Origin of the sequence: Streptomyces sp. NPDC029526, from assembly GCF_040637405.1 — a bacterium.
Lineage (GTDB): Bacteria > Actinomycetota > Actinomycetes > Streptomycetales > Streptomycetaceae > Streptomyces.
In genome coordinates, this window is record NZ_JBEZWE010000006.1 from 196,941 (window position 1) to 222,287 (window position 25,347).

Genomic DNA, 25,347 nt, shown 5'->3' on the forward strand with positions numbered 1-25,347 from the left:
CGCCGCGTACCCGCCGCCCGCCCAGGTGACCGGGAACCGGGATGCCGCCCCGTCCCCGCCCGCGCAGACCCTACGATGACGCGGTCGACCTGAGGAGTGATGGCCGTGGACCTGAGCAGGCGGGCCTACCGTGCCCAGCGGTGGGCGGCACGCGCCGCGCTGGCCGCGGCCACCTCCGCCGTGCTGGTCCCGCTGCTCGACGGCGGGGTGCGCGGGCTGCTGCTGCTCCTGTGCGGCGCCGCGGCGCTGGCGCTCAGCGCGGCGGCGATCTGGTGGACGCTGACCCTGCGCGGCCCGTTGCGATGGCTGGCCGCGCTGGTGGCGGTCGGGGTGCCGGTGGCGGTGCTCGTCCTGTTCGCGGTCACCCTGTTCTGGTCGCTGCCGGTGTCGCTGGCGCTGTGGTGCCTGGCCGTCTGGAGCGGCCGGTACGCGCTGCGGGGCACCGGCGGCGGTCGGCAGCCCCGGCAGGAGCGGGAGCGCCGGACGCCGCCGCCCCGGCGGCCGGTTCTGATCATGAACCCCCGTTCGGGGGGCGGCAAGGTGGACCGCTTCGGGCTGCGGGAGAAGGCCGAACGGCTGGGTGCGCGGGTGATCCTGCTCGACCCGGAACGGCACGTCGACGTCACCGAGCTGGCCCGGCGTGCCGTGGCCGACGGCGCGGACCTGCTGGGGGCCGCCGGGGGCGACGGAACGCAGGCCCTGGTGGCCGCCGTCGCGGCGGAGCACGATCTGCCGTTCCTGGTGATCAGCGCGGGCACCCGCAACCACTTCGCCCTGGACCTCGGGCTGGACCGCGACGATCCTTCGAGTTGCCTGGACGCGCTGACGGACGGGGTGGAGATCCGGGTGGACCTCGGGTTCGCGGGTGACCGTCCGTTCGTGAACAACGCCTCGTTCGGCGCGTACGCGGCGATCGTGCAGAGCCCCGCCTACCGGGAGGACAAGATCGGCACCAGCCTGGAGCTGCTGCCCGACCTGCTCACCGGCCAGCAGGGCCCCCGGCTGGTGGCCCGGGCCGGCGACACGACGATCACCGCGCCGCAGGCCGTGCTGATCAGCAACAACCCGTACCGCACCGACGACCCGTTCGGGCTCGGCCGGCGCGACCGGATCGACACCGGGGTACTCGGGGTGCTCGGGGTGAAGGTGGAGGGCGCGGTGGACGCCGCGGCCCTGCTGCTGGGACCGGAGCCGAGCGGCCTCACCATCCTGACCGCGCGGGAGGCGGTGGTCGAGGCGGACCGTGACGAGGTCGAGGTCGGGGTCGACGGGGAGGCCCTGGTGCTGCCCACCCCGGTGCACTGCCGGGTCGCGCCCGGCGCGCTGCGGGTCCGGGTGCCCCGCAAGCGGCCCGGGGTGGCCCAGGCGCCGCCGCGCCTGGACTGGCGGCGGCTGCGCAAGCTGGCGGCGACCGTCGGCCGCACCGCGGCACCGAGCCGGTTCTTCCGTCCTAGCGCAGAAGCAACTGCAGGGCTCCCACCACAGTTGCCACGATGACGATCTGCTCGAAGAGGCGCTGGTTGATCCGGTCCACGGCCCACTTGCCGAGCAGCGCCCCGGGCAGCACGAACAGCACGAGCGCCGCATCGAGCAGCAGGGAGTCGGCGTCGATCAGGCCCAGGCCGGCGCTGAAGGGCACCTTGGCGACGTTGACGATGAGGAAGAAGAACGCCGAGGTGCCGAGGAAGCCGAGCTTGCGGAAGCCCGCGGAGAGCAGGTAGAGCGACATCACCGGGCCGCCCGCGTTGGCGACCATGGTGGTGAACCCGCCGAGCATCCCGTACGAGCGGGCCTTGACGCGGCCGGCCCGGGTGGTGACCGCGGGCGGTTCGTCCTCCCGCGCCGCCTTCCGCCGCCGGACGACGGTGATCGCGGTCATCAGCAGCAGGATCGCGCCGATGGCCGTCCGGACGATCGCGTCGTCCGCCCACATCAGGAAGACGGTCCCGACGACGACGCCCACCGCGACGGCCGGGAACAGCCGCCACAGCGTGGGCCAGTGGGCGTGCCGGCGGTAGACCAGGACGGCGATCACGTCCCCGGCGATCAGGATGGGCAGCAGGACCCCGGTGGAGGCGCGGGCGGGCAGCACCGCGGCGAAGACCGCCAGGCTGACCGTGTTGGCCCCGCTCACGGCGGTCTTGGAGAAGCCGACGAGCAGCGCGGCGAAGGCGAGCGCGGCGAACTCCCAGCCGGTGAGGTGCCAGAGCGTCATCGTGTTCATCAGGGAACCGATGCTATGTCCGGACAAGCCTGGTCCGACCACGGGGTGCCTCGGGCGTCGCGCCGCCCGGGGCAGGGCGCCGGGGACCGCGCCGAAGGGTCCCGGGACGGGGGCGCCGGCCCGGGCGGGCGCCTACGGCTGTCCAGTGCCGCGGCAGGCGACGTTCGCCGGTCGAGGGGCGGCGCCCGGCGCGTGCTCTCGGCGGGCCGGCTGGACATCCTCGTACTGGACCCTGCTCAGGCTTTCGGGCGGCCTCGTACGGGACCGCACCCGGGCTCCGACCGCGTACTGGACCGTACTCAGGCTCTCGACCGGCCTCGCACTGGACCGTACTCAGGCTCTCGGCCGGTGCGGCGTGAGGGCGTGCGGGGCGTCGTGACCGGGCTCAGTGCCGCTCCACCAGCACCGCGCTGCCCTGCCCCACGCCCACGCACATGGTCGCCAGCCCGCGTTCCGCGCCGGTGCGGCGCATGCGGTGGAGCAGGGTGGTGAGGATGCGGGCACCGGAGCAGCCGAGGGGGTGACCCAGGGCGATGGCACCGCCGCTGGGGTTGACCAGGTCCTCGTCGATGCCGAGCTGGTCCACGCAGGCCAGCGCCTGTGCCGCGAACGCCTCGTTGAACTCGGCCTCCTGGAGGTCGTCGACGGTCCAGTCCGCGCGGGCCAGCACCTTGCGGGTGGCGGGGACCGGGCCGAGCCCCATGACGTCCGGGTGGACGCCCGCCGACGCCCCGGCGACGTAGCGGCCCAGTGATTCCAGGCCGAGTTCGTTGAGGGCCTCCTCGCTGACGAGGAGCAGCCCGGCGGCGCCGTCGTTCATCGGGGAGGCGTTGCCGGCGGTGACGGAGCCCCCGGCGCGGAAGACCGGCTTCAGCCGGGCCAGCTTCTCGAGGGAGGTGTCCTCACGGATGCACTCGTCGGCGTCGACGACCACGCCGTCCGGGCGGCGCACGGGCAGCAGCTCGTCGTCGAAGTGGCCGTTCTTGCGGGCGTCGGCCGCCCGCCGGTGGCTGCGCAGGGCGAACGCGTCCTGGCGTTCGCGGGTGACGCCGTGCCGCTCGGCGACCTCCTCGGCGGTCTCCCCCATCGACAGCAGCCCGTGCAGCTCCTTCATCGCGGGGTTGACCAGCCGCCAGCCGAGGCGGGTGTCGACGGTCTCGATGCGGTGCGGGAGCGCCTCGTCGGGGCGGGGCAGCACGAAGGGGGCGCGGCTCATCGACTCGGAGCCGCCCGCGACGACGATGTCGGCCTCACCGGCGGCGATGGTGCGGGCGGCGGTGGTGACCGCCTCCAGCCCGGAGGCGCACAGCCGGTTGACGGTGGCGCCGGGGACGGTCTCGGGCAGCCCGGCGAGCAGCGCGGCCATGCGGGCGACGTTGCGGTTGTCCTCGCCGGCCTGGTTCGCGGCACCCCAGTAGACGTCGTCCACGCGCGCCGGGTCCAGCGCCGGCACGTCGGTGACCAGGCCGCGGACGACGGCGGCGGCGAGGTCGTCGGGCCGCACCGTGGAGAGGGCTCCGCGGAGCCAGCCGATGGGGGTGCGGCGGGCGGCCGCGAAGTGGACGGGACGCACGGGGGAACTCCTGTCCGGACGCCGGCCCCCTGCCGGGTCACCGGCGGCCTGAGTGATTAGCACCGCTAGTTTCGGACTATAGACCGCCGCGCGGGCCACTGGGAAGCACCACCGGCGGCCCGCGCAGGGACTCCGACGAGGGCGTTTGCCGCAGGACGGCCGGGGCACCCGCGCGTCTGGGGAAGCGGCCCGGAGCGCCCCGCGCACCGCCGTTGCCCTCCCTGACACCGACCGACACCGACTGACACCGACGACGATCCCGAGAAGGAGCAGTCAGCCATGACCGTTGTGAAGAGCCCCCTGCCCGACGACGCCCGCAAGACCGCCGGCGAGGCGCTCCAGGACACGCTGGTGGACCTTCTCGGCCTGTCGCTGATCGCCAAGCAGGCGCACTGGAACGTGGTGGGCCCGCGGTTCCGCTCGGTCCACCTCCAGCTGGACGAGGTCGTCGCCGCCTCGCGCGGCCACGCCGACACGGTCGCGGAGCGGGCCGCCGCCCTGGGGATCTCGCCGGACGGCCGCCCCGAGACGGTCGCCAAGGCCTTCTCGCTGCCCGCCCCGCAGGAGGGCTGGCTGCGCGACACGGAGGCCGTGCGGGTGATGACCGAGGCGCTGGGCGCGGCGGTCGAGCGGCTGCGCGGCCACATCGAGGCGACGGAGACGGCGGACCCGGTCACCCAGGACCTGCTGATCGCCATCACGGCCGAACTGGAGAAGCAGCGCTGGATGTTCGAGGCGGAGAACTACCCCGAGTCCTGACCGCGCCCCGCCCACCGCGCCCGTCGCGGCCGGCACGGCACCCGAGCACGGCGGCCGTCCGGCGTCCGCCGGACCCGGCCGCACCCTACGCAGGCAAGGGGCCACACGATGACCGATCCCCTCGAACTCGACGCGCTGTGGGAGGACTTCCACCGTGCGGTGAACATGACCTCCGCGGAACTCTCGGCCTGGCTGCGGGTCCGGGACGCCGAGGAGGAGGCCGAGCCGCTGCCCGAGGAGGCGGGCACCGCCACCGGGCAGCACGTCCTCGCCATCCTGCAGAAGCGCCGCACCGACCTCACCGAGGACGACCTGCGGGTGATGAGCGAGGTCGTGGAGGCCGTCGGCGCACAGGCCGACCCGGAGAACGAGCCCGCCGCCGGTGACACCCGCCGGCGGCACCGGCTGATGACCCTGGGGCACGACCCGCTCAAGGCGTGAGCGGCGGACGGCGGGACCGGCCGCGTGCGTGGCCGCGGCCGGAGGCGTCCGGTGCGGCTCCTCCCCGCGTCCGCACGGTTGAAAGTATGATCAAGCAATGTCAGACATGACCGAGACCACGCCCGGCTGGCTCTCCACGGACGACCTGGAGATGGCCCGCGCCCGCATGCCGATCCTGTACGTCGAGGCCGTCCCCGTGCGGGTCGACGACAGCGGCGAAGTCACCAGCGTCGGCCTGCTGCTGCGCATCGGACCCGACGGAACGGTCAGCCGGACGCTGGTCTCCGGCCGGGTGCTGCACCACGAGCGGGTCAGGGACGCCCTGCTGCGCCATCTGGAGAAGGACCTCGGACCGGTGGCACTCCCCCGCGTCCCGGCGTCGCTCCAGCCGTTCACGGTCGCGGAGTACTTCCCGACGCACGGCGTCACGCCGTACCACGACCCCCGGCAGCACGCTGTGTCGCTGGCCTACGTCGTGCCGGTGGCGGGCGACTGCCGGCCCCGTCAGGACGCCTTGGACCTGGTGTGGTTCAGCCCGCAGGAGGCGTTGTCCCCGGCGGTCCAGAGCGAGATGCCGGGCGGCCACGGGGTGCTGCTCAAGCAGGCACTGGCCCACGTCGGCTGTGTGATCTGACCGGCCGTCCGGTCCCGTGTCCGGGCCGCCCTGGCGGCGCCCGGACACGAGACCGGCGGTCAGTCGTCCGCCTGCGGGTGGGTGAGGTTCTTGCCCGTCGACGGGTCGAAGATGTGCGCCTTGCGCATGTCGACCAGCAGGCGCACGGGCTCGTCCTCGCGGGCGCGGGTCGCCGCGTCCAGCCGGGCCACGACCTGCTGGGCGTCCCCGGCGCCGGTGTCCCCCCGGCCCGAGTCGGTGGCCAGTTCCTCGAGTTCGGCGGTCCGCGCCGGCCCGCCCTCGGCGCTGAAGTAGACGTAGGCGTCGGAACCGAGCGACTCCAGCACGTCCACGGTGACGGTGATCTCGGCGCCGCTGTCCTCCCGGGCCAGCTCGGCGTCCTCGAAGGCCTCCGGGCGCAGCCCGATGATGACGTCGCGGGGGGCGTTGCGCCGCTCCAGCGCCTGCCGGGTGGCGTCGTCCAGGGGGAGATCGCCGAACGGTGAGCGCAGCCGGTCGCCGTCGATGGCGGCGTTGAGGAAGTTCATCGCCGGGGAGCCGATGAATCCGGCGACGAACAGGTTCCGGGGCGAGTTGTACAGCTCGGCGGGCGTACCCACCTGCTGGACCAGTCCCTGCCGCATGACCACCACCCGGTCGCCGAGCGTCATCGCCTCGACCTGGTCGTGGGTGACGTACACCGTGGTGGTGCCCAGGCGGCGCTGGATCCGGGAGATCTGGGTGCGCATCTGCACGCGCAGCTTGGCGTCGAGGTTGGACAGCGGCTCGTCCATCAGGAACGCCTTGGGGTCGCGGACGATGGCCCGGCCCATGGCGACCCGCTGGCGCTGCCCGCCGGAGAGGTTGGCCGGCTTGCGGTCCAGGTACTCGGTGAGGTCCAGCACCCGGGCCGCCTCCTCGACCTTGGAGTCGATGGTCTCCTTGTCGACCTTGGCGAGGCGCAGCGGGAAGCCCATGTTCTCGCGCACGCTCATGTGCGGGTACAGGGCGTAGCTCTGGAAGACCATGGCGACGTCCCGCTCCTTGGGTGCGAGGTCGTTGACGACCTTGCCCCCGATGCGCAGGGTGCCCTCGGTGATGTCCTCCAGCCCGGCGATCATGTTGAGGGTGGTGGACTTGCCGCATCCGGACGGGCCGACGAGGATCACGAACTCGCCGTCGGCGATGGTGAGGTCCACGTCCCGCACGGCGACGGAACCGTCGGGAAAACGTTTGGTGACGCCCTCGAGGACGATCTCGGCCATGGGTGGTTCCTCCTTGCCTCAGGCCTGCCGGGTCCGGCCGCGGCGCGGGCGGCGCGGTGCGTCCGCGCTCATCCCTTGACCGCCCCGGAGGTCAGTCCGGCGACGATCCGCCGCTGGAAGAGCAGGACGAAAACGATGATCGGGACGGTGATCACCACGGCTGCGGCGGCGATCGACCCGGTGGGCTGCTGGAACTGGGAACTGCCGGTGAAGAACGCGATCGCGGCGGGCACCGTCCGCGCGGACTCCGTGGAGGTCAGCGAGATCGCGAACAGGAAGTCGTTCCAGCAGAAGATGAAGACGAGGATGGCGGTGGTGAACACGCCGGGTGCGGCGAGCGGGACGATGACCATCCGGAAGGCCTGCGCGGGGGTGGCCCCGTCGACCTTGGCGGCCTTCTCCAGGTCCCAGGGGATCTCCCGGAAGAACGCCGACAGGGTGTAGATCGCCAGCGGCAGCGAGAAGGTCATGTACGGCACGATCAGGCCGGGCCACGTGTCGAAGATGCCGATGATCCGCTCGATGTTGAACAGCGGCGACACCAGCGAGATCGGCGGGAACATCGCGATCAGCAGCGACATCCCGATGAGCAGGCGCTTGCCGGGGAACCGCAGCCGGGCGACCGCGTAGGCGGCCATGGTGCCGAGGGCCACCGCGATCGCGGTGGAGATCAGGGCGATGCCGATCGAGTTGATCAGCGCCCGGGTGAACTCGGAGGTCTCGAAGATCCCCTTGTAGTTCTCCCAGGTCCAGTCCCGCGGGATGTAGTTGCCGTCGGTGAGGGTGCTGGGGTCCTTGAACGACAGTGCGGCGATCCACCACACCGGGAACAGGGCGTACAGCACCACCACGATGTTGATGACGCCCCATCGGGTCGCGTGCGTGCTGCCTGCGGCGGCCATCAGCGCTTCACCTCCGCGCCGGGTGCGGCGGCACCGAACAGCTTGACGAAGGTGAAGGCGATGATCCCGACACAGATGAAGATCAGGACCGAGATCGCCGACCCGATGCCGAGGTTCAGCGCCGTGAACAGGTTGTGGTAGCCGAGGATCGACACGGAGCCGGTGCCCTGGGCGCCCGAGGTCAGGATGTAGATGTTGTCGAAGATCCGGAACGCGTCGAGGGTGCGGAACAGCAGCGCCACGAGGATGGCCGGCTTCATCAGCGGCAGCATCACCCGGATGAACCGCTGCCAGGCGCTCGCGCCGTCCACCATGGCCGCCTTCAGGGTCTCCTCGGGGACCAGGGCGAGGCCGGCGAGCAGGAGCAGGGCCATGAACGGGGTGGTCTTCCACACCTCGGCGAGGATGATCAGCCACAGCGCCGGCCACTGCTCGGTGAGCGGCGCGTCCCCTTCGGGCAGCAGCTCGGCGAGGTAGCCGAGGTTCGGGGTCCAGGCGTACTGCCAGGAGAACGCGGCGACCACGGTGACGATCCCGTACGGGATGAGCACCGCGGTCCGCACCGTGCCGCGCCAGAAGAGGGTGCGGTGCATGACCAGGGCGAGGCCCATGCCCAGGACGAGTTCGATGGCGACGGACACCGCCGTGATGAACAGGGTGACCCAGAAGGCGTCCCACCAGTACGGGGAGGACAGGACCGCCCCGTAGTTGCTCAGGCCCACGAACTCGGCCTGACCGGGGAAGCGCAGGTCGTAACGTTGCAGGGACAGGTAGATGGCGTAACCGATGGGGTAGGCGGTCACCGCGACCATCACGATGACGGCCGGTGCGCAGAGCATCCAGCCCAGGCGCCGCTCCTGCCGGGCGCCGGCCGAGAGGGCGGCCTTGGCCTTGTCGTCCTGAGCGGTCGTGGTGCCGCCGGCGGGCGGCGGGGCCCCGTCCGGGCCGGCCATGGTGCTCATGCGGAACCACCCGGCCGACGGGCCGGCGCGGCGGGGCGCTGGGCGGTGGAGTGCTGCGGGGGGCGGTGGTTCACGGGATCACACCCTCGGATTCCAGGGCATCGTGGATCTGACCCTCGATGGTGGCGACCGAACTCTCCGGCTCGATGTCGGCCGGCGGGGACAGCGTGTGGGAGACGACGATCGACACGTTCTGGTAGGCCGGGGTGATCGGCCGGACGCTCGCGGATTCCAGCGCGGCCAGCACCTCCTTGGAGAAGGGGTACTCCTTCATGAACGCCGGGTCGTCGTAGATCGCGCGCAGGGTGGGGGGCAGTCCGCCGTCGATGGCGGCGGTGAGCTGGTTCTCCCGGTTGCGCAGGCACAGGGCCGCCTCGAACGCGAGGTCGGGGTGGCGGGAGTGGGTGCTGACGGCGAGGTCGATGCCGCCGATGGTCGGCCGGGAGGGCCGGTCGGCGTCCACGCGCGGATAGGGCGCCCAGCGGAAGTTCTTGAACAGCTCGGGGTTGTTCGCCTTCATCGACGGATAGACGAACGGGTAGTTGATCTCGAAGGCGGCCACCCCGGACTCCATGGCGAGGCGGTTCTGGTCCTCCATCTGGTTGGGCAGGGAGGGGTCCGCCGCCGGGGAGTTGGCGAGGTCGCGCATGATCGTGGCGGCCCGGACCGCGGGCGGGCCGAGGGAGGGTTCGGTGGCGCTCTCGTTGAGGATGGAGCCGCCCGCGCTGTTGATCAGCGAGTTGAACCCGACGGTGAGGCCCTCGTACTGGGCGCCCTGGATCTCCACGTAGTGCGGCTTGCCCTGCCGGGCCAGTTCGCCCGCCATCTCCAGCATCTCGGCCCAGGTCTTGGGCGGGGTGGGCACCAGGTCCTCGCGGTACCACAGCAGCTGGGTGTTGGTGTTGTACGGGACCGCGTACAGCTTGTCCTTCCACGTGGCCGTCTGGAGCGGCACGTCGAGGGTGCCCTCGGTGGCGCGGCGCTTGTTCTCGCCCGTCCACTCGCGGATCCAGCGGGCCTCGGCGAACTCGGCGGCCCAGGTGACGTCGAGACCCATGATGTCGATGGACTCGTCCTCGGCGGCGAGCCGGCGCACGAGCTGCTGGCGCTGGTCGTCGGCGCCCCGGGGGAGCTTGCTGTAGTTGATCCGGTAGCGGCCGCCCGAGGCCTTGCTGCACCGGTCGGCGGCCGACTGCAGGGCGCCGGAGTCGTCGGGGAAGTTGTACCAGTTGAGCGTGGGGCGGCCGGAACCGCCGTCGTCGCCGCAGGCGGCCAGCGTCGACGCCAGCAGCGCCAGCGCGACCAGGGCCCGCGTCCGCCGTGCTCCCCGGGGGCGCCGGCGCTTCCTGGTGCTCGCCGAAACCGGTCGGCACCCGCACGTCACGCGCACGCGCTGCACACCTCGCTTCCGGGACGGTGAACGCGGGTTCTGCGGCCCGCGAAGGTCTGTGTCCCGGGGAACATTAAGCAGCACAGAAGGCAACATCAAGGACATCCGACGCCGGACTTCCCGTATCGGGCATTCACGCTGTTCCGGGCGAACGCTTCGGACACGGACACGGACACGATCGAGGACGGCGCATGACGTCCGGGACACGGCCGAGGCCCCGCATGACGTCCGGGACACGGCCGAGGCCCGGACACGACGAAGGCCGCCTTCCCATCGCTGAGAAGACGGCCTGCGACCCGCGTGAAGCCGGTCGGGACGACAGGATTTGAACCTGCGACCCCTTGACCCCCAGTCAAGTGCGCTACCAAGCTGCGCCACGTCCCGTTGCCCGTCTGACCTGGGCTTCCCCCCGGCCGGACGCGCACGGAAACAATACCGCACTCGGGCCGGTGATCGCGCATCCCTTTCCCGCGCCGGGGCCGGCGCCCCTGTCGTGCTGCCCGTGCCCCGGGGCCGTCACGTCCCGGGCGGCAGCCCCAGGCGGGGGTGCGCCTGGAGGAGCCGCGGCGGTGCGGCCTGGCGCCAGGAGTCGGCGAGGACGACGCGCAGTTCCTCCTCGTCCTCCAGCGCCGCGAGCCGGGCGCGGACCCACGCGAACTTCGCCTCGTGGTCCGCGATCCAGAACTTCTCCGGCTCGGCCAGCACCAGTTCGTCCCGCTCCTGCGCGGGGCACCGCACGGCGATCGACGTCTCGTCCTCGGGCAGGGTGGCGAACATCTTGCCCGCGACCCGGAACGTGGGCATGCTCCAGGCGGTCTTCTCCGTGGTCTCCGGCAGGGACAGGGCGATACGTCGTACGTCGTCGGCATCCGGCATGACAGGCACCGTAGCGGCAGCCACCGACACCGGCCCCGGGCGGCGGGGCGCGGCGGTTCCGGCAGCCGTGCCGGGGCCCCGCGGCACCCGGGTCACGTCCGGGCGGCGGCCTCGCCGAGCGCGTCCAGGACGGGCCGGATCAGCGGGTGCTCCTCCGCTCCCCGGCGGACGGCGGCGAAGACCCGGCGGGTCGGCGCCGCACCGTCCACCGGCCGCACCACGACACCGGTGAGGTCCGTGCCGCGCAGCGCCGAACGGGGCACGAGGGCCACCCCCACGTCGGCCGCCGCGAGGGCCACCACCGCGCGGAAGTCGTCCGAGGAGTGCTCCATCCGGGGCTGGAAACCGGCGTGCTCGCAGGCCAGGACGACGACGTCGTGGCAGGGGTTGCCGGGGTAGGGGCCGATCCAGGGGTCCTTGGCCAGCTCGGCCAGCGGCACCTCGGCCGCGTCGGCGAGGCGGTGGCCGACCGGGACGACCGCGTCGAAGGGCTCCGCGTACAGGGGCAGGTGGGTGAGGCGCGGGTCGTCGGCCGACGGCGCCCCCCGGTACTCGACCGCCACGGCGACGTCGACCTGGCGGTCCAGCACCATCGGCAGGCTGGCGTCGCCCTCGGCGTCCTGGACGCGGATGCGGATGCCGGGCGCGGACCGGGCGATCCCGGCCACCGCGGGGGCGACGACCTCGGCGATGCCGGTGGCGAAGGACGCCACCGTGACCGTGCCGGCCGAGCCGGAGCCGTAGGCGGCCAGCTCGGCCTCGGCACGCTCCAGCTGGGCCATGACCGCGTGGGTGTGGTGCAGCAGGATCTCCCCGGCCGGCGTCAGCCGGACCCCCTTGGCACCGCGCTCCACGAGGCGGTGCCCCGTCTCCTGCTCCAGGGCGGCCAGCTGCTGGGAGACGGCGGAGGGGGTCAGGTACAGCGCGGCGGCCGCCGCCGTGACCGTGCGGTGGTCCGCCACCGCGCGGAGGATGTGGAGCCGCCGTGCCTCGATCATGCGACCGATTGTCTCAAACGCGGTGGTCGCGCCCGCCGCCGCGCGCTCCGCTCAGGCGTCGAGCTCCGCCCGGGCCGCGACGAAGGCGTCCACCGCGCGGTTCACGTCGTCCGTGGAGTGGGCGGCGGACAGCTGGACGCGGATCCGCGCCTGCCCCTGCGGCACGACCGGGTACGAGAAGCCGATCACGTAGACCCCGCGCTCCAGCAGCAGTTCCGCCATGCGACCGGCGCGGGCCGCGTCGCCGATCATCACCGGGGCGATGGCGTGGTCGCCGGGGAGGATGTCGAAGCCCTCCTCGGTCATCCGGCGGCGGAACAGGGCGGTGTTCTCGGCCAGCCGCACCCGCAGGTCGTCGGCGGACTCCAGCAGGTCGAGGACCGTCAGCGAGGCGGCGGCGATGACCGGGGCCAGCGTGTTGGAGAACAGGTAGGGGCGCGAACGCTGGCGCAGCAGGGCGACGATCTCCGCGCGGGCGGCGACGTAGCCGCCGGACGCACCGCCGAGTGCCTTGCCGAGGGTGCCGGTGATGATGTCGACGCGGTCCATGACGCCGTGCAGTTCGGGCGTGCCGCGCCCGCCGGGGCCGACGAAGCCGACGGCGTGGGAGTCGTCGACCATGACCATGGCACCGTGCCGGTCGGCGAGGTCGCAGATCTCGTCCAGCGGGGCCACGTACCCGTCCATGGAGAACACGCCGTCGGTGACGATCAGCGTGCGGCGGGCGCCGCCGTCGGCGGCCTCCTTCAGCTGCCGCTCCAGGTCGGCCATGTCGCGGTTGGCGTAGCGGAAGCGGCGCGCCTTGGACAGGCGGATGCCGTCGATGATCGACGCGTGGTTCAGCGCGTCGGAGATCACCGCGTCCTCCGGGCCGAGCAGCGTCTCGAAGACACCGCCGTTGGCGTCGAAGCAGGAGGAGTAGAGGATGGTGTCCTCCTGGCCGAGGAACGCCGACAGGCGGGCCTCCAGCTCCTTGTGCACCTCCTGCGTGCCGCAGATGAAGCGGACGGAGGCCATGCCGTAGCCCCAGCGGTCGAGGGCGGCGTGCGCCGCGGCGATCACGTCGGGGTGGTCGGCGAGACCGAGGTAGTTGTTGGCGCAGAAGTTCAGGACCTCCCCGGGGCGTCCGCCCGCGGTGACGTTCACAGTGGCGGACTGCGGGGTGCCGATGACGCGCTCCGGCTTGTGCAGGCCGGCGGCGCGGATCTCGTCGAGGGTGGCGCGGAGGTCGTCGCGCACGGAGTCGAACATGAGGGGGCTCCTGGAAGGTGCTGGCGGGTGAGGGTCGGCGGGCCGGCGGGCGGTCACGGGACCGGCCGTGACGCCGGCGGGCGGGCGGTGGCGCGGCCTACGAGGTCCAGTCGAGGATGACCTTGCCGCCACGGCCGCTCGCCGCGTCCTCGAAGGCCGCCTCGAAGTCGCGGTGGCCGTAGCGGCCGGTGATCACGGGGGCGAGGTCCAGGCCGCCCTCCAGCAGGACGGACATGGCGTACCAGGTCTCGAACATCTCCCGGCCGTAGATGCCCTTGACGGTGATCATCGAGGTGACGATCCGGGCCCAGTCGACGGGGAACTCCTCGGCCGGCAGGCCGAGCATCGCGATGCGGCCGCCGTGCGTCATGTTGGCGATCATGTCGCGCATGGCCTCGGGCCGGCCGGACATCTCCAGGCCGATGTCGAAGCCCTCGCGCAGGCCGAGGGCCCGCTGTCCGTCGGCGATGGAGGACTCGGCGACGTTCAGCGCCAGGCTCACGCCGATCTTGCGGGCGAGTTCCAGACGTTCCTCGCTGACGTCGGTGATCATCACGTGCCGGGCGCCGGCGTGCCGGGCCACCGCGGCGGCCATCAGGCCGATCGGCCCGGCGCCGGTGATCAGGACGTCCTCGCCGACGAGCGGGAAGGACAGGGCCGTGTGCACGGCGTTGCCGAACGGGTCGAAGATCGCGGCGACGTCGAGGTCGACGGGGACCCGGTGCACCCACACGTTGCCGGCGGGCAGGGCGACGTACTCGGCGAAGGCGCCGTCGCGGCCCACCCCGAGGCCGACGGTGGCCCGGCACAGGTGGCGGCGTCCGGCCAGGCAGTTGCGGCACTTGCCGCACACCAGGTGGCCCTCGCCGCTGACCCGGTCACCGGGGCGGATGTCGGTGACGTCCCGGCCGGTCTCGACGACCTCGCCGACGAACTCGTGCCCGAGGACCAGGGGGGTGGTGATCGTCTGCCGGGCCCAGCCGTCCCAGGCCCGGATGTGCAGGTCCGTGCCGCAGATCCCGGTGCGCAGCACCTTGATCAGCACATCGCCCGGTCCGACGGCGGGTTCCGGGACGTCCGCGAGCCACAGCCCGGGTTCCGCCTTCTGCTTGACCAGCGCCTTCAAGCTACGGCTCCTGTGGGTGAGGTCCCGCCGCGGGCATGCCGGAGCAGGCCCCGGGCCGGGACGAAGAGGGGATGCGCACTGCAATCTGCCGTACAACACCCTCGGGGGTCCATCGAGGATTTCTTAAGCGCGGCCACAGCTTTCCTTCACGCCGTCACCCGTCCGGCGGGCGCGCGTGGGCTACGGGGGCAGCCCGTCGCCCTGCCGGCGCTCCAGGCGCCCGACGAGTTCCGCGGCCCGCTCCTTGATGGCGGCCAGGCCCTCCCGGCCCCAGGCCCGCGGCTGGACGTCGCAGACGGAGACGGTGCCGAGGACCATGTGGGTGCTGTCGATGAGCGGGGCGCCGAGGTAGGAGCGCACACCGAACTCGTCGACGACCGGGTTGCCCGCGAACCGCGGGTAGTCGCTCACGTCCTCCAGCACCAGCGCCTTGCGCCGGACCACCACGTGCGGGCAGAAGCCGTGGTCGCGGGGCAGGACGCGGCCCAGCATCGCGCCGGTGCCGTCGCCGCGGACCACCGGGGCGGCGGCCGGGGTCTGCAGCCCCGCGAAGAACTGCCCGTGCTCCCCCAGGAAGTTGACCATGGCGTACGGCGTCCCGGTGAGTTCCGCGAGGCCGTACGCGAAGGCGTCCAGTGCGGCTTCCGGGTGCTCCCCCAGGCCCAGTTCGCGCAGCCGCCGGGTGCGGGCGGGGGCGTCCCGGTCCTCGGGGGTGAGCAGGAGACGACCGGCCGGGCGTGGCGGGTCGTAGCTCATGGGCGGTCTCCCGGGGTGTGGGCGAATCTCATATACGGGCTCCGTGGCGGTGTGCGGGCATCACATGTGGGCGCCGTAGCCCGTGGTGGGGGCCGGGGCGTGGGCGATGAGGTGGCGGACGAGGGTCAGGAGGGTCTGGACACCGGAGCTGGAGATCCGGGCGTCGCAGCGGACGACGGGGATCCCGGGGTGCAGGTCCAGGGCGGCCCGCACCTCCTCGGGGTCGTAGCGGAAGGCGCCGTCGAACTCGTTGACGGCGACGATGAATCCGAGGCCGCGCTGCTCGAAGAAGTCGACGGCGGCGAAGCACTCCTCCAGGCGCCGGGTGTCGGCCAGGATGACCGCGCCGAGGGCGCCCTCGCAGAGTTCGTCCCACATGAACCAGAACCGTTCCTGGCCCGGGGTGCCGAACAGGTACAGCACGTGTTCGGCGTCGAGGGTGATGCGGCCGAAGTCCATGGCCACGGTCGTCTCGACCTTGTTCTCGATGCCGTCGAGCTTGTCGGTGGCGGCACTGACCGTGGTGAGCAGTTCCTCCGTACTGAGCGGCGCGATCTCGCTGACGGCGCCCACGAAGGTCGTCTTGCCGACCCCGAAGCCGCCCGCCACCAGGATCTTGAGGGCGGTGGGAAAGGGATCGGCTGCGGTGCCGGTCCCGGGTGCGGCGCCGTACGCGCGGCCGTCGCCGTGGTCAGAGCTGTCGTCGTAGTCCATCGAGCACTGCCTCCAGAAGGGCCCGGTCCGTCGGGGTGTGGTGGAACGCGGGGGGTTTGGTGGTCAGCGCCCCGCAGTCGACGAGGTCGGCCAGCAGCACCTTCGCGACCGCGATCGGCAGCGTGAGGTGTGCCGCGACCTCGGCGACCGGGAGCGGAGCGCGGCACAGGTCGAGTGCCTGTGTGTGCTCGGGGCCCAGGTAGCCGAGGGGGGTGGCACCGGTGGCCATCACCTGCGACATCAGGTCGAGCGCGACGGTGGGGCGGGTGCGGCCGTCGCTGACGGTGAAAGGGCGCACCAGCCGTCCGGCCGCGTCGTCGAGCCAGGGCCCGTCACCGGCCGTCGCCACGCTCAAGGCCTCATCGCCGGGGGTTCGACGGAGTGCTGACGGGGGGCGGTCATCAGGTACGGCCGGACGCTCTTGACCAGCATCGCCATCTCGTAGCCGAGCACCGCCGCGTCGGCCTCGCGGCCGGCCAGCACGGCGAGGCAGGTGCCGGACCCGGCGGTGGTGACGAACAGCAGGGTCGAGTCGAGCTCGACGACGACCTGGCGGACGTCGCCGCCGTCGCCGAAGCGGATGCCGGCACTGCGGCCGAGGGAGTACAGGCCGGAGGCCAGGGCGGCCATGTGGTCGGCGCTGTCCGGGTCAAGGCCGTGGACGGACTTCACCAGTCCGTCGCAGGACAGCAGGACGGCGCTGGAGGTGTGCGGTACGCGTTGCACGAGACCGCTCATCAGCCAGTCGAGGTCGGATGTGTGGGCGGTCGGCGCATCGCTCGCCATGGTGGATCGACTCCTAGGGGTACGAAGGTCTGCGGGAGCGCCGGGGGTGGGCGCTGAGGTCGTCGGGGTGGTGGGGGTGACGGTGGTCGGGGTGACGGTGCTGGGGGTGATGGTGGTGGGGGTGCTGCTCATCCGGTGGGCGGGTTCCCGTCCTGCCGGTGGGCGGGGGCGGGACGGGCCGCGGTCCCGTCGTCCCGCGGGTGCGGGGCGAGGTCGGCCAGCGCGTCCAGGTAGGGCGTGGGCGTGCCGGTGGAGGTCGGCAACGGCGTGGACGGCAGCGAGGCGGCCGTCGGGGCCGGGTCCGTCGGAGGGTGGTCCGTGGCGTGCGTCCCGGTGGGCGACAGAGGCGGTGACGGGGATGAGGACCGGGGCGGGGAGGGGGCCTGCGGGTGCGGCTGCGGCTGGGGCTGGGGCTCCTGCGGCTGTTGCGGCTGGGGCTGGGGCTGCTGCGGCTGTTGCGGCTGGATGTGAGGCTCCGGGGTGGACTGCCGGGGCAGGTGCGGCTGGGCCGAAGTCACCGGCGGGAGGGGCCACCGTGCCGGGGAGTCCGGGTCCGGTGCCGGCTGGAAGTCGAGGTTCCAGTGGCCCGAGTCCCACGGGCCGGGGTCCCGGTGGTGTCCGTCCGCGTCCGGCCGGTTCGGGGAGGGGGCACCTGTGGGGTGGCCATCGACGGCGTGGACGGCAGTGGGGTGGGGGGCAGTGGGGTGGGCGCCCCTGGACGGAGCGTCCGTGGAGGGGGCGTCGAGGGACGGGGAGTCCATGGACGGAGCGCCCATGGACCCGGGGTCCATGGTGTGCGGACCCATGGGGTGGGTGTCCGTCGCCGGCGCGCTCGTGGGCGGGGAGGACGTGTGGGGTTGGCCCGTGTGTTCCGGAGCCATGTGTTCAGCCGTGTGTTCAGGAGCCATGTGTTCCGACGCCATGGGGTGCGAGGTCGTGGGGTGCGACGGCGTGGGGGACGACGGCGTGGGTTCGGGGCCCCGGAGCCAGGTGAGGACGGAGCCGGGGGCGGGACGGTCCGGGGCGGTGAGGCCGTGGGCCGGGTGGCCCGGGGAGGAGTCGACGGCCGGGGCGGAACCCGTGCCGTCGCCGCCGGTGCCCGCGTCCGTCGGACCGGTGCCCGCGTCGGCGGTGCCGGTCACCGCGTCCGGGGTGCGGGGCTCGTCGGCGTCGGATTCGAGCTGGTGCTGGGCCTCCGCGAGGCTGATGCCCCGTTGGAAGGCCGCCATGAGGTGGGGGTCGTGGCCGACGACGTCCTCGGATTCCTGGCGGGGGGCGGGAGCGTCCCGGAGCTGGGGTGCGATGTGCTCCTGGGCGCGCCGACGGGGCAGCCGGGGCTTGTCCATGGTGCCGCGCACCGCGCCGCCGCGCGGGGTGAGCGGCTGGAGACCGTTCTCCTCCAGTACGAGCCGGTCCTCGGCGCTGATGCCTGGCCTGGCCTCGGCTGGGGTGGGCCGGTGCTCGCGTCCACTCCGTGCGGGCAGCGGCGGGGGGACGGCCGGGGCTCCGGTGGCGGCCGGGGCCGAGGAGTCGGCGGGGCCGACGGGGCCGGCGGGGCCGGCGGGTGCGCCGTACGGTCGCTGCGGTGCGGTGGCGGACGGGGGGGCGGGGGCGAGGGAGGGAGCGCCGCCCTGCCTCGCGTGTCCGGCGGTGACCGCGGGGCCGCCGGGGTGCGGGGCGGTCACCGGACCGCCGGGGCCCGTGGTGCCCGCCGGCTCCGCTTCCGGCTCGGTGCCCAGCAGGGCCTGCGGCACCACCAGGACGGCCTGGATCCCGCCGTAGATGTTGGTCTGGAGGCGCACGTGGATGCCGTGCCGCTTGGCGAGTTGGGAGACCACGAACAGCCCGATGCGGCCGTCGGCGAGCAGGCTCGCCACGTTCACCTGGTCGGGGTCGGCGAGCAGGGCGTTCATCCGTTCCTGCTCGCCGGCGGGCATGCCGAGACCGCGGTCCTCGACCTCGACGGCGAGGCCGGAGGTGACGAGGCCGGCCCGCAGCAGGACCTGGGTGTGCGGCGCGGAGAACACCGTGGCGTTCTCGACGAGTTCGGCGAGGAGGTGGATGACGTCCGCGACGGCGTGCCCGCGCAGCGTGCCGTCGATCGGCGGCACGAGCTTGACCCGGGAGTACTGCTCGACCTCGGCGATCGCCGACCGCAACACCTCCGTCATGGAGACGGGGTTGCTCCACTGCCGCCGGGAGACGGCGCCCCCGAGGACGGCGAGGTTCTCGGCGTGGCGGCGGATGCGGGTGGCGAGGTGGTCGACGTGGAAGAGGCCCTTGAGCAGGTCGGGGTCCTCGATCTCGTTCTCCAGCTCGTCGAGGATCGAGATCTCGCGGTGCACCAGGGACTGCAGGCGCCGTGCGAGGTTGACGAAGACCTCCAGCTTCTGTTCGCTGCCCGCCTGGCTGGACAGGCGGGAGGCCTGGACCACGGCGGTGACGGCGCCGTCGTGGGCGCGGGTGAGGTCGGCGGCGAGCAGGTCGAAGTCATCGGCGTCGGCGGGAGGTTCGCCGCGGTGACCGCGGTCCGGCGGGCCGTCGCCGCGGCGCAGGTCCTCGACCAGGGTGCGCAGGTCGGCCTCGCGGCGGGCGGTGCTGCGGCGCAGGGTGGTGAGACGGTCGTGCACCAGCCGGGCGACGCGGTCGGCGGCCACCGCCGCGATGACGATGCCGGCGAGGGCCACGGACACGGCACCGCCGAGCACGCCCCACATCGTCGGGCCGGGCCGCACGCCGGAGGAGCGCACGGCGAAGATCACGGCCGCGCACCCGCTGAGGGCCACCGCGACCGGCGGCAGCACGGCGAGGCGCAGCAGTTGGGGCCGTATGTGGGTCTCGGCCGGTGCGGCGGCGGACCGGGCGGGGGGCCGCCCGTGGCGTCCGCCCTCGCGCCGTTCGCCGCGCGCGGCCGGGCCGCGGGCGTCGGGTGCGCCCCGCGCACCCGAGCGGCGGCCGGCGGGACCGCCCGAGGGGCTCACCGCGCCCCGGCCGGGCTCGCCGGTCCGGCCCCGGACACCCCGGGAACCCTGCCCACGGACGACGGGCACCGGCCCGGTGCCGGTCACCGCCCCGGGCGTCGCCGTGTCACGGGCGCCGCCGGGCGCGGCCGCCGGTCCGGGCGGAGCGCCGGTGCCGGTGCGGCCGTCGGCCGCTCGTCCGCGCGGGGTGCCGGAGGCCCCGTGTGCGCCGTTCACGCCCGGGGCGCCGCCGGCCGGGCCCGGGCGGCGGGGGCCCTCGCCCCGCCCGCTCCCTCGTCCGCCTTGTGCCTGCACGTACCGGTCCCCGCTCCCTGGTCCGACCTGTGGTTGACGCGATGCCCGCGGTCTGCCGCGCGGGCCGACCGAGTCGTCGCTGCGTCGTCGTACCGGCCGGGCCGAGGGGACGAGACATGTCGGCCACGCGTCGCCCGACCGACACTCACCGTAGTTGCCACCGCATCACGTGCGGCGGGCAGTTGACAAACTCCTACGGCAGACGTCCCGCTCTGGTATGAGGCTTCGTACGACAGACCGATAAGCCAGCCGCCATCTCAGCGAGAAGCGGTCAAGAAGTGGTCGGACCTGGTCGTTCACGGTCACGCAGCCAAGGGGAGCAGCCGACCCGCCGACGCCACATGGACGCCGCACACATGTTCCCCGTTGGCCCGTCGACCAGGCCGGCGCAGCCGCGCGTCACCGGTACACCCGAGCGGAAAATGTCACTGTCCGTAGCGTCCTGGCCAGGGTCGCCCGCGCGGACGGGTGCGGGCCCGAGCCGGCGCCCTGGCTGCGCGCCCGCTCGGGCTCCGGCCAGGGCGCCGGCTCGGGCCGTTCGCGGCCCGGGAGGGGCCCCGGCGGCCTCGGCCCCCCGGGACCGGGCCCTGCCGGCCGGGCGGGTGACGGTGCGGCGCCGAGGTCAGTCGTCGCCGTTGAGCAGGGCGGCGGTGAGGACCTGGCCGGCCACTCCCCAGCCGCCGTCGGGGACCTCGTCGACCAGGACGACGGTGGTGGCGCGGGCCCGCTCGCCGTAGATCTCCGCGTACAGGTCGGTGGTGCGCTCGACGATCTTCCTCTTGTCCTCGGTGCCGAGGGTCCCCGCAGGGACCTTGAAGTGGGCGAAGGGCATGGGTGTCTCCTTGGTTCGGTAGGTGCGTGACGGGAGGGCCCGGAGTGGGCCCGGACGACCCGTCACGGGCTGGACTCCGCGGAACGGTCCGGTCCGGCCGTGGCCCGTTCTGCCGGGTCGGGACAGCGCGGTCGGGTCAGGGTCCGGCGCAGGACCGCGGCTCGCGTGATCGGGGCCCTCGTGATCGGGGGCCCTCGTGATCGGGGGCTCGCGCGGTCACAGGCTCGGCTCGCGTGGTCGACGGCTCGGTCACAGGCTCGCGTGCGGAGTGAGCAGTTCGTCGAGGCCGATGCGGCGGAAGAACTCGGCGCGGATCCGGTCGTGGACGACGGACACCACCGCGCTGCCGTCCCGGCTGGGGTCGACGTGGGTGCGGAAGGGGCGTTCGCCGTGGGGCAGGCCGACGACGCGCACGATGTCGTCGGCCACCTCGGCGGCCTCGTGCCCCGGAGGGAAGAGGTCGTTCAGCGCCTGGGCCAGGGTGTCCCTGATCCGGCCGTAGGGAGCGTCGTACCGGGAGGCACGCGCGGCGTCGGCGGGTGTCCCCGCGTGGGCGAAGTGGTTCGTACCGTGCGGGTAGGCCCCGGGGACGACGATGGTCGTCTCGATGCCGAACTTGATCAGCTCGGCGGCATAGCTCTCGGCCAGGGCGTCCATCGCGGCCTTGGCGGCGACGTAGGGGCCGAGGAAGGGCGGGTGTCCGCCGCGGGTCGAGGACGAGCCGACCCAGACGAGCAGGCCGCGCCGTTGCCGGCGCATGACCGGCAGCACGGCGCGGTTCACCCGCTGGGTCGACAGCACGTTGACGTCATAAACATCGTCGAGCTGGTCGACGGTGAAGGCCTCGGCGGGCCCGAGGACCATGTGGCCCGCGTTGTGGACCACCACGTCGACACGGCCCTGCTCCGCCGTGACCCGGTCGACCGCGGCGTCGACCGACCGCTGGTCCTGGACGTCCATCTCCACGGCGGTGATCCGCACACCGCGGTCCTCGCCGAACCCGGCGAGCTCGGCCACGGCGGGGGCGTTGCGTCCCGTGGTGGCGCGCATGCCCGCGTACACGGTGTGACCGGCCTCTGCGAGGGCCCGTGCGGTGAGGTTGCCGAAGCCGCTGGAGGCGCCGGTGACGACGACGACCTCGGCCCCCGCGCTCACACCAGCCCCCCGTTGGCCCGCAGCACCTGCCCGTTCACCCAGTGCCCTTCCGGGCTCGCCAGGAAGGCGACCGCGTGGGCGATGTCCTCCGGACTGCCCAGCCGCTCCAACGGCGGGGCCTTGGCGAGCTGGTCGATCTGCTCGGGCGTCTTGCCGTCGAGGAACAGGTCCGTGGCGGTGGGGCCGGGGGCGACGGTGTTCACGGTGACGTCCCGTCCGCGCAGCTCGCGGGCGAGGATCAGTGTGATCGACTCGACGGCGGCCTTGCTCGCCACATAGGCGCCGTAGGCGGGGAACCGGGTGCCGACCACGGAGGTCGAGAAGCCGACGAACGAGCCGCCCGCGCGCAGTCGGCGGGCCGCCTGCTGGGCGACGACGAAGGCACCCCGGATGTTGGTGCGGTGCATGGCGTCGAGCACCGCGAGGTCGAGGTCGGCGATGGGCGACAGCGCGAGCCGCCCGGCGCAGTTCACCACGACGTCCACGCCGCCGAACTCCCGCTCGGCGCGGTCGAAGAGGGCTGCCGTACCGTGCTCGTCCGCCACGTCGGCACGCAAGGCGATCGCCCGCCCGCCCGCGGCGGTGATCGCGGCCACGGTCTCCTCGGCGGCGCCCGCGTCGCTCGCGTAGTTCACCACCACGGCGAGGCCGTCCCGGGCGAGCCGGAGGGAGACCGCCCGGCCGATGCCCCGCGACCCGCCGGTGACGATCGCGACCCGCCCCGGCGCGGAGGGTGAGGCGGAACCGGAGGGTGCGGCGGACGGAGAAGGCGGAGGGGCCGAGGAAAAGGAAGGGGAAGAGGAAAAGGAAGAGGAAGAGGAAGGGGGATGTGTGGGAGTCATGCCTCCACGATGCGCGGTGACGGAGGGCGCAACCAGGGGATGTCATCCCCTGGGTCGGCGGCCCGGCCGGACGCACAATGACAGACATGGGGTCCGCGCGATACACCGAGCTGGGAGCCTTCCTGCGCTCCCGGCGTGCCCGCATCCGCCCGGCCGACGTGGGTCTGCCCCACGGGCCCCGCCGCCGGGTGCCCGGGCTGCGCCGCGACGAGGTCGCCCAGCTCGCCGGCGCGTCGGTGGACTACTACAACGAGCTCGAACGCGGCGCCGGCTCGCAGCCCTCCGAACAGATGCTCGCCGCGCTGTCCCGGGCCCTGCGCCTGACCGCCGACGAACGCGACTACCTCTACCACCTGGCCGACCGCCCGGTGCCCGCCTCCGGCGGACCCGCTTCGCACGTCCACCCGGGCATGCTCGACCTGCTCACCCGCATGACGTCGACCCCGGCCCAGGTCATCACCGACCTGCACGTCACCCTCGTCCAGAACCCCCTGGCGGTGGCGCTGCTCGGGGACCAGTCCGGTCTGCGGGGCGCCCGGGCCAGCTTCGTGTACCGGTGGTTCACCGAGCCCGAGGCCCGGCAGCTGTACCCGGAGTCCGATCACGCCCACCAGTCCCGGGCCTTCGTCGCGGACCTGAGGGCAGCCGCGGCACGGCGGGACGCCCGCGACACCGAAGCCGCCTCGATGATCGCGTCCCTGTGCGACTCCTCCGCCGAGTTCGCCGCGCTGTGGGACGACCACGACGTGGCGTTCCGGCGCAACGACCGCAAGCGACTGCTCCACGCGGCACTGGGGTTGGTCGAGGTCGACTGCCTCAACCTGTTCAGCGAGGACGGCCGTCAGCGGCTGCTCTGGTTCACCCCCGCCGTCGGCACCGACAGCGCCGGCCTCCTGGACCTGCTGTCCGTCGTCGGCACGCAGACCGTCCACCCATGAGCAGTGCCCGGCCCGGTCACCGGCCCGGGACCGGCCGTGGACACCCCCACGTCCCGGTCCGGCGGGACACCGGCGGTCCGGCACGCCCTCGCCCCCGTGCGCCTGCCTACGTCAACGCCCTCCGGCGAGGTCCAGGTCACCCGTGTCCGTACCGGGAGCCTCCTCGACGCGCCCGGGACGCCGCCACGGACGGGCGACCGGACGGGAGACCGCCCGCCACCACGGCTGGTCCGGCAGCGTCCCCCCGGGCTCGAAGGGTTCACCGGGGCGGGGCACCGCCACCGGCTGCCCGGCGTCGCGGGCCGCGTCCCGCGTCCACTCCCCCGGTTCCGCCCACGCGTGCGGGGCCAGGTTGAAGGTGCCCCAGTGGATGGGCAGCAGCACACCGCCGGGACGGCCCCCCTGGAGGTCCAGGTGGGCCCGGACGCCCTGCTCGGGAGTCATGTGGATGTCGGGCCAGAAGTCCGAGTAGGCTCCGATCTGGATCATCGTCACGTCGAAGGGGCCGTGGCCGGCGCCGATGTCCCGGAATCCCTCGAAGTAGCCGGTGTCGCCGCTGTGGTAGGCGCGGTGCCGCTCGCCGGCGACGACCCAGGACGCCCACAGGGTGTGCTGGGTGTTGCGCAGCCCCCGGCCGCAGAAGTGCCGGGCGGGGGTGGCGGTGAGGGTGAGTCCGCCGACCCGCGTCGACTCGTGCCAGTCCAGTTCCCGGAGCCGGGACGGGGCGACGCCCCAGTGCTCGAGGTGGGCCCCGACGCCGAGCGGCACGGCGAACAGCGTGTCGGTGCCCGCCAGGGCCTTGATGGTGGGCATGTCCAGGTGGTCGTAGTGGTCGTGGGAGATCACCACGACGTCCACCGGACCGAGCGCGGCCAGGGGCAGCGGCGCGGGGTGCAGCCGCTTCGGTCCGGCGAAGGGGAACGGGGAGCAGCGCTCGCCCCACACCGGGTCGAAGAGGACGCGGTGCCCGTCGATCTCGGCGAGCACGGCTGAGTGACCCATCCAGGTCACGCGCAGTCCGTCGGCCGGCGGGCGGGCGAGGTCGGCGAGGGTGGTGGCGTGCACCGGGATGGTCCCGGTGGGAGCGCGGCGGGCCCGGCGTTCCCTGTCGAAGTAGACCTTCGCGAGCTCGCGCGCCGAGCCGGAGGGCCGGGTCCGCGAGGGACCGCCGGGATTCTGGAAGACCCCGTCCCGGAAGTGCGGTGAGCTGCGGATGCGCGCCATGCGCTCCCCGGCGGGATCCGCGCCGAAGGCGGCGGACCGCCACGCTCGCAGGGGTGAGGTTCGGGAGGGGGAGCCGGCCACGGAACCTCCTGGGAGAGTCGTTCGGACTCTCCATTATGTGCGGCCGGTCCGACAGGGCAGCCATGTGCGGCCGGTCCGACAAGGCAGCCATGTTCGGCCGGTCCGACCGACCGCCGCACCGAATCGGCTCCGGCGGCGGCGACGGCCGTGCGGCCTCCGCGAGGTGCGTCCGGCCCGTGGGCGCGCCGCGGCCTGTGCGAGGTGCGTCCGGCCCGGCGGGCGTCCGGGCGGGACGGTAGCGCATCCCTCGGTGAGCAGCGGCTGCCGGTGGTCGCGGTGGAGCGACGGTGCGGTGGAACAGCTCCACCGTCCCCGTGCCGCCGGGTGAGCGGGCCCGGTGCTCGCAGGCCGGCGGGACGGGGGC

Annotated in this window: 23 protein-coding genes, 1 tRNA gene and 1 pseudogene; 5 read left to right on the forward strand and 20 right to left on the reverse strand. The window is 73.5% G+C overall.

All coding sequences use genetic code 11. From position 1 onward, the window contains the following. The first annotated feature begins 99 nt into the window (after positions 1-99). On the forward strand, positions 100-1,497 hold the full coding sequence (locus AB0F01_RS17020; protein ID WP_362095659.1) for a diacylglycerol kinase family protein: 1,398 nt from the start codon (positions 100-102) through the stop codon (positions 1,495-1,497). Here AB0F01_RS17020 and AB0F01_RS17025 read toward each other — a convergent pair. Further along, positions 1,451-2,224 carry a sulfite exporter TauE/SafE family protein gene (locus AB0F01_RS17025; RefSeq protein ID WP_362095662.1) on the reverse strand — a complete coding sequence of 258 codons (774 nt, stop codon included), beginning with the start codon at positions 2,222-2,224 and terminating at the stop codon, positions 1,451-1,453. The genes AB0F01_RS17020 and AB0F01_RS17025 overlap by 47 nt on opposite strands. A gap of 385 nt (positions 2,225-2,609) precedes the next feature. Further along, positions 2,610-3,797 carry a thiolase family protein gene (locus AB0F01_RS17030; RefSeq protein WP_362095665.1) on the reverse strand — a complete coding sequence of 396 codons (1,188 nt, stop codon included), beginning with the start codon at positions 3,795-3,797 and terminating at the stop codon, positions 2,610-2,612. A gap of 279 nt (positions 3,798-4,076) precedes the next feature. On the opposite strand from AB0F01_RS17030, the gene AB0F01_RS17035 reads away from it, so the two are divergent. The 3 genes from AB0F01_RS17035 to AB0F01_RS17045 all read left to right on the forward strand — a co-directional run bounded on the left by AB0F01_RS17035 (position 4,077) and on the right by AB0F01_RS17045 (position 5,631). Beyond that, positions 4,077-4,556 carry a DNA starvation/stationary phase protection protein gene (locus tag AB0F01_RS17035; RefSeq protein WP_362095668.1) on the forward strand — a complete coding sequence of 160 codons (480 nt, stop codon included), beginning with the start codon at positions 4,077-4,079 and terminating at the stop codon, positions 4,554-4,556. 108 nt (positions 4,557-4,664) lie between these two features. Further along, entirely contained in the window at positions 4,665-4,997 is a 333-nt protein-coding gene (locus AB0F01_RS17040; protein WP_362095671.1) for a DUF3140 domain-containing protein, read from the forward strand. 106 nt (positions 4,998-5,103) lie between these two features. Beyond that, positions 5,104-5,631: an NUDIX hydrolase family protein gene (locus tag AB0F01_RS17045; RefSeq protein WP_362096038.1), complete on the forward strand. Its 528-nt coding sequence runs from the start codon at positions 5,104-5,106 to the stop codon at positions 5,629-5,631. Between the two features lie 59 nt (positions 5,632-5,690). On the opposite strand, the gene ugpC is transcribed toward AB0F01_RS17045, so the two are convergent. The 17 genes and pseudogenes from ugpC to AB0F01_RS17130 form a co-directional block, all read right to left on the reverse strand. After that, the gene (ugpC, locus tag AB0F01_RS17050) at positions 5,691-6,875 is read right to left on the reverse strand and encodes a sn-glycerol-3-phosphate ABC transporter ATP-binding protein UgpC (protein ID WP_362095674.1); all 1,185 of its coding nucleotides are present in this window, start codon (positions 6,873-6,875) and stop codon (positions 5,691-5,693) included. Between the two features lie 68 nt (positions 6,876-6,943). Continuing rightward, positions 6,944-7,777 (reverse strand): carbohydrate ABC transporter permease, encoded by an 834-nt coding sequence (locus tag AB0F01_RS17055; protein WP_362095677.1) that lies wholly within the window; start codon positions 7,775-7,777, stop codon positions 6,944-6,946. Then, positions 7,777-8,739 (reverse strand): sugar ABC transporter permease, encoded by a 963-nt coding sequence (locus AB0F01_RS17060; RefSeq protein ID WP_362095680.1) that lies wholly within the window; start codon positions 8,737-8,739, stop codon positions 7,777-7,779. Before AB0F01_RS17060 ends, AB0F01_RS17055 begins: the two co-directional genes overlap by 1 nt. Positions 8,740-8,809: 70 nt before the next feature. Continuing rightward, entirely contained in the window at positions 8,810-10,129 is a 1,320-nt protein-coding gene (locus AB0F01_RS17065; RefSeq protein ID WP_362095683.1) for an ABC transporter substrate-binding protein, read from the reverse strand. Between the two features lie 310 nt (positions 10,130-10,439). After that, positions 10,440-10,513 (reverse strand) — tRNA-Pro (locus AB0F01_RS17070). A gap of 132 nt (positions 10,514-10,645) precedes the next feature. Next, complete coding sequence (locus tag AB0F01_RS17075) at positions 10,646-11,005, reverse strand: MmcQ/YjbR family DNA-binding protein (protein ID WP_362095686.1); 360 nt, start codon at positions 11,003-11,005, stop codon at positions 10,646-10,648. A 92-nt stretch (positions 11,006-11,097) separates the two neighbouring features. Continuing rightward, positions 11,098-12,003 carry a LysR family transcriptional regulator gene (locus AB0F01_RS17080; RefSeq protein ID WP_362095689.1) on the reverse strand — a complete coding sequence of 302 codons (906 nt, stop codon included), beginning with the start codon at positions 12,001-12,003 and terminating at the stop codon, positions 11,098-11,100. Positions 12,004-12,054: 51 nt separating this feature from the next. Continuing rightward, the gene (locus tag AB0F01_RS17085; protein ID WP_362095692.1) at positions 12,055-13,254 is read right to left on the reverse strand and encodes a glycine C-acetyltransferase; all 1,200 of its coding nucleotides are present in this window, start codon (positions 13,252-13,254) and stop codon (positions 12,055-12,057) included. A gap of 97 nt (positions 13,255-13,351) precedes the next feature. Continuing rightward, positions 13,352-14,380: an L-threonine 3-dehydrogenase gene (gene tdh / locus AB0F01_RS17090; protein WP_362095694.1), complete on the reverse strand. Its 1,029-nt coding sequence runs from the start codon at positions 14,378-14,380 to the stop codon at positions 13,352-13,354. A 180-nt stretch (positions 14,381-14,560) separates the two neighbouring features. Next, a complete protein-coding gene (locus AB0F01_RS17095; RefSeq protein WP_362095697.1) occupies positions 14,561-15,136 on the reverse strand; it encodes a GAF domain-containing protein in 576 nt (191 codons plus the stop codon). Positions 15,137-15,196: 60 nt separating this feature from the next. Continuing rightward, the gene (locus AB0F01_RS17100; protein WP_362095700.1) at positions 15,197-15,850 is read right to left on the reverse strand and encodes an ATP/GTP-binding protein; all 654 of its coding nucleotides are present in this window, start codon (positions 15,848-15,850) and stop codon (positions 15,197-15,199) included. Next, the gene (locus AB0F01_RS17105; RefSeq protein ID WP_362095703.1) at positions 15,828-16,199 is read right to left on the reverse strand and encodes a DUF742 domain-containing protein; all 372 of its coding nucleotides are present in this window, start codon (positions 16,197-16,199) and stop codon (positions 15,828-15,830) included. Before AB0F01_RS17105 ends, AB0F01_RS17100 begins: the two co-directional genes overlap by 23 nt. A 2-nt stretch (positions 16,200-16,201) precedes the next feature. Beyond that, a complete protein-coding gene (locus tag AB0F01_RS17110) occupies positions 16,202-16,636 on the reverse strand; it encodes a roadblock/LC7 domain-containing protein (protein WP_362095706.1) in 435 nt (144 codons plus the stop codon). A 1,187-nt stretch (positions 16,637-17,823) separates the two neighbouring features. Next, positions 17,824-19,617: pseudogene (locus AB0F01_RS17115) on the reverse strand (ATP-binding protein); the annotation flags it as partial. A gap of 916 nt (positions 19,618-20,533) precedes the next feature. After that, a complete protein-coding gene (locus tag AB0F01_RS17120) occupies positions 20,534-20,743 on the reverse strand; it encodes a 4-oxalocrotonate tautomerase family protein (protein WP_362095708.1) in 210 nt (69 codons plus the stop codon). A gap of 249 nt (positions 20,744-20,992) precedes the next feature. Beyond that, entirely contained in the window at positions 20,993-21,898 is a 906-nt protein-coding gene (locus AB0F01_RS17125; protein WP_362095711.1) for an SDR family oxidoreductase, read from the reverse strand. Then, positions 21,895-22,608 (reverse strand): SDR family oxidoreductase, encoded by a 714-nt coding sequence (locus AB0F01_RS17130; protein ID WP_362096041.1) that lies wholly within the window; start codon positions 22,606-22,608, stop codon positions 21,895-21,897. Before AB0F01_RS17130 ends, AB0F01_RS17125 begins: the two co-directional genes overlap by 4 nt. A 209-nt stretch (positions 22,609-22,817) precedes the next feature. On the opposite strand from AB0F01_RS17130, the gene AB0F01_RS17135 reads away from it, so the two are divergent. Further along, positions 22,818-23,678, forward strand: a complete 861-nt coding sequence (locus AB0F01_RS17135) for a helix-turn-helix transcriptional regulator (protein WP_362095714.1) — start codon at positions 22,818-22,820, stop codon at positions 23,676-23,678. 111 nt (positions 23,679-23,789) lie between these two features. Here the strand turns inward: AB0F01_RS17135 and AB0F01_RS17140 are convergent, their stop codons facing one another. After that, positions 23,790-24,902: an MBL fold metallo-hydrolase gene (locus tag AB0F01_RS17140; protein ID WP_362095716.1), complete on the reverse strand. Its 1,113-nt coding sequence runs from the start codon at positions 24,900-24,902 to the stop codon at positions 23,790-23,792. Between the last annotated feature and the right edge of the window lie 445 nt (positions 24,903-25,347).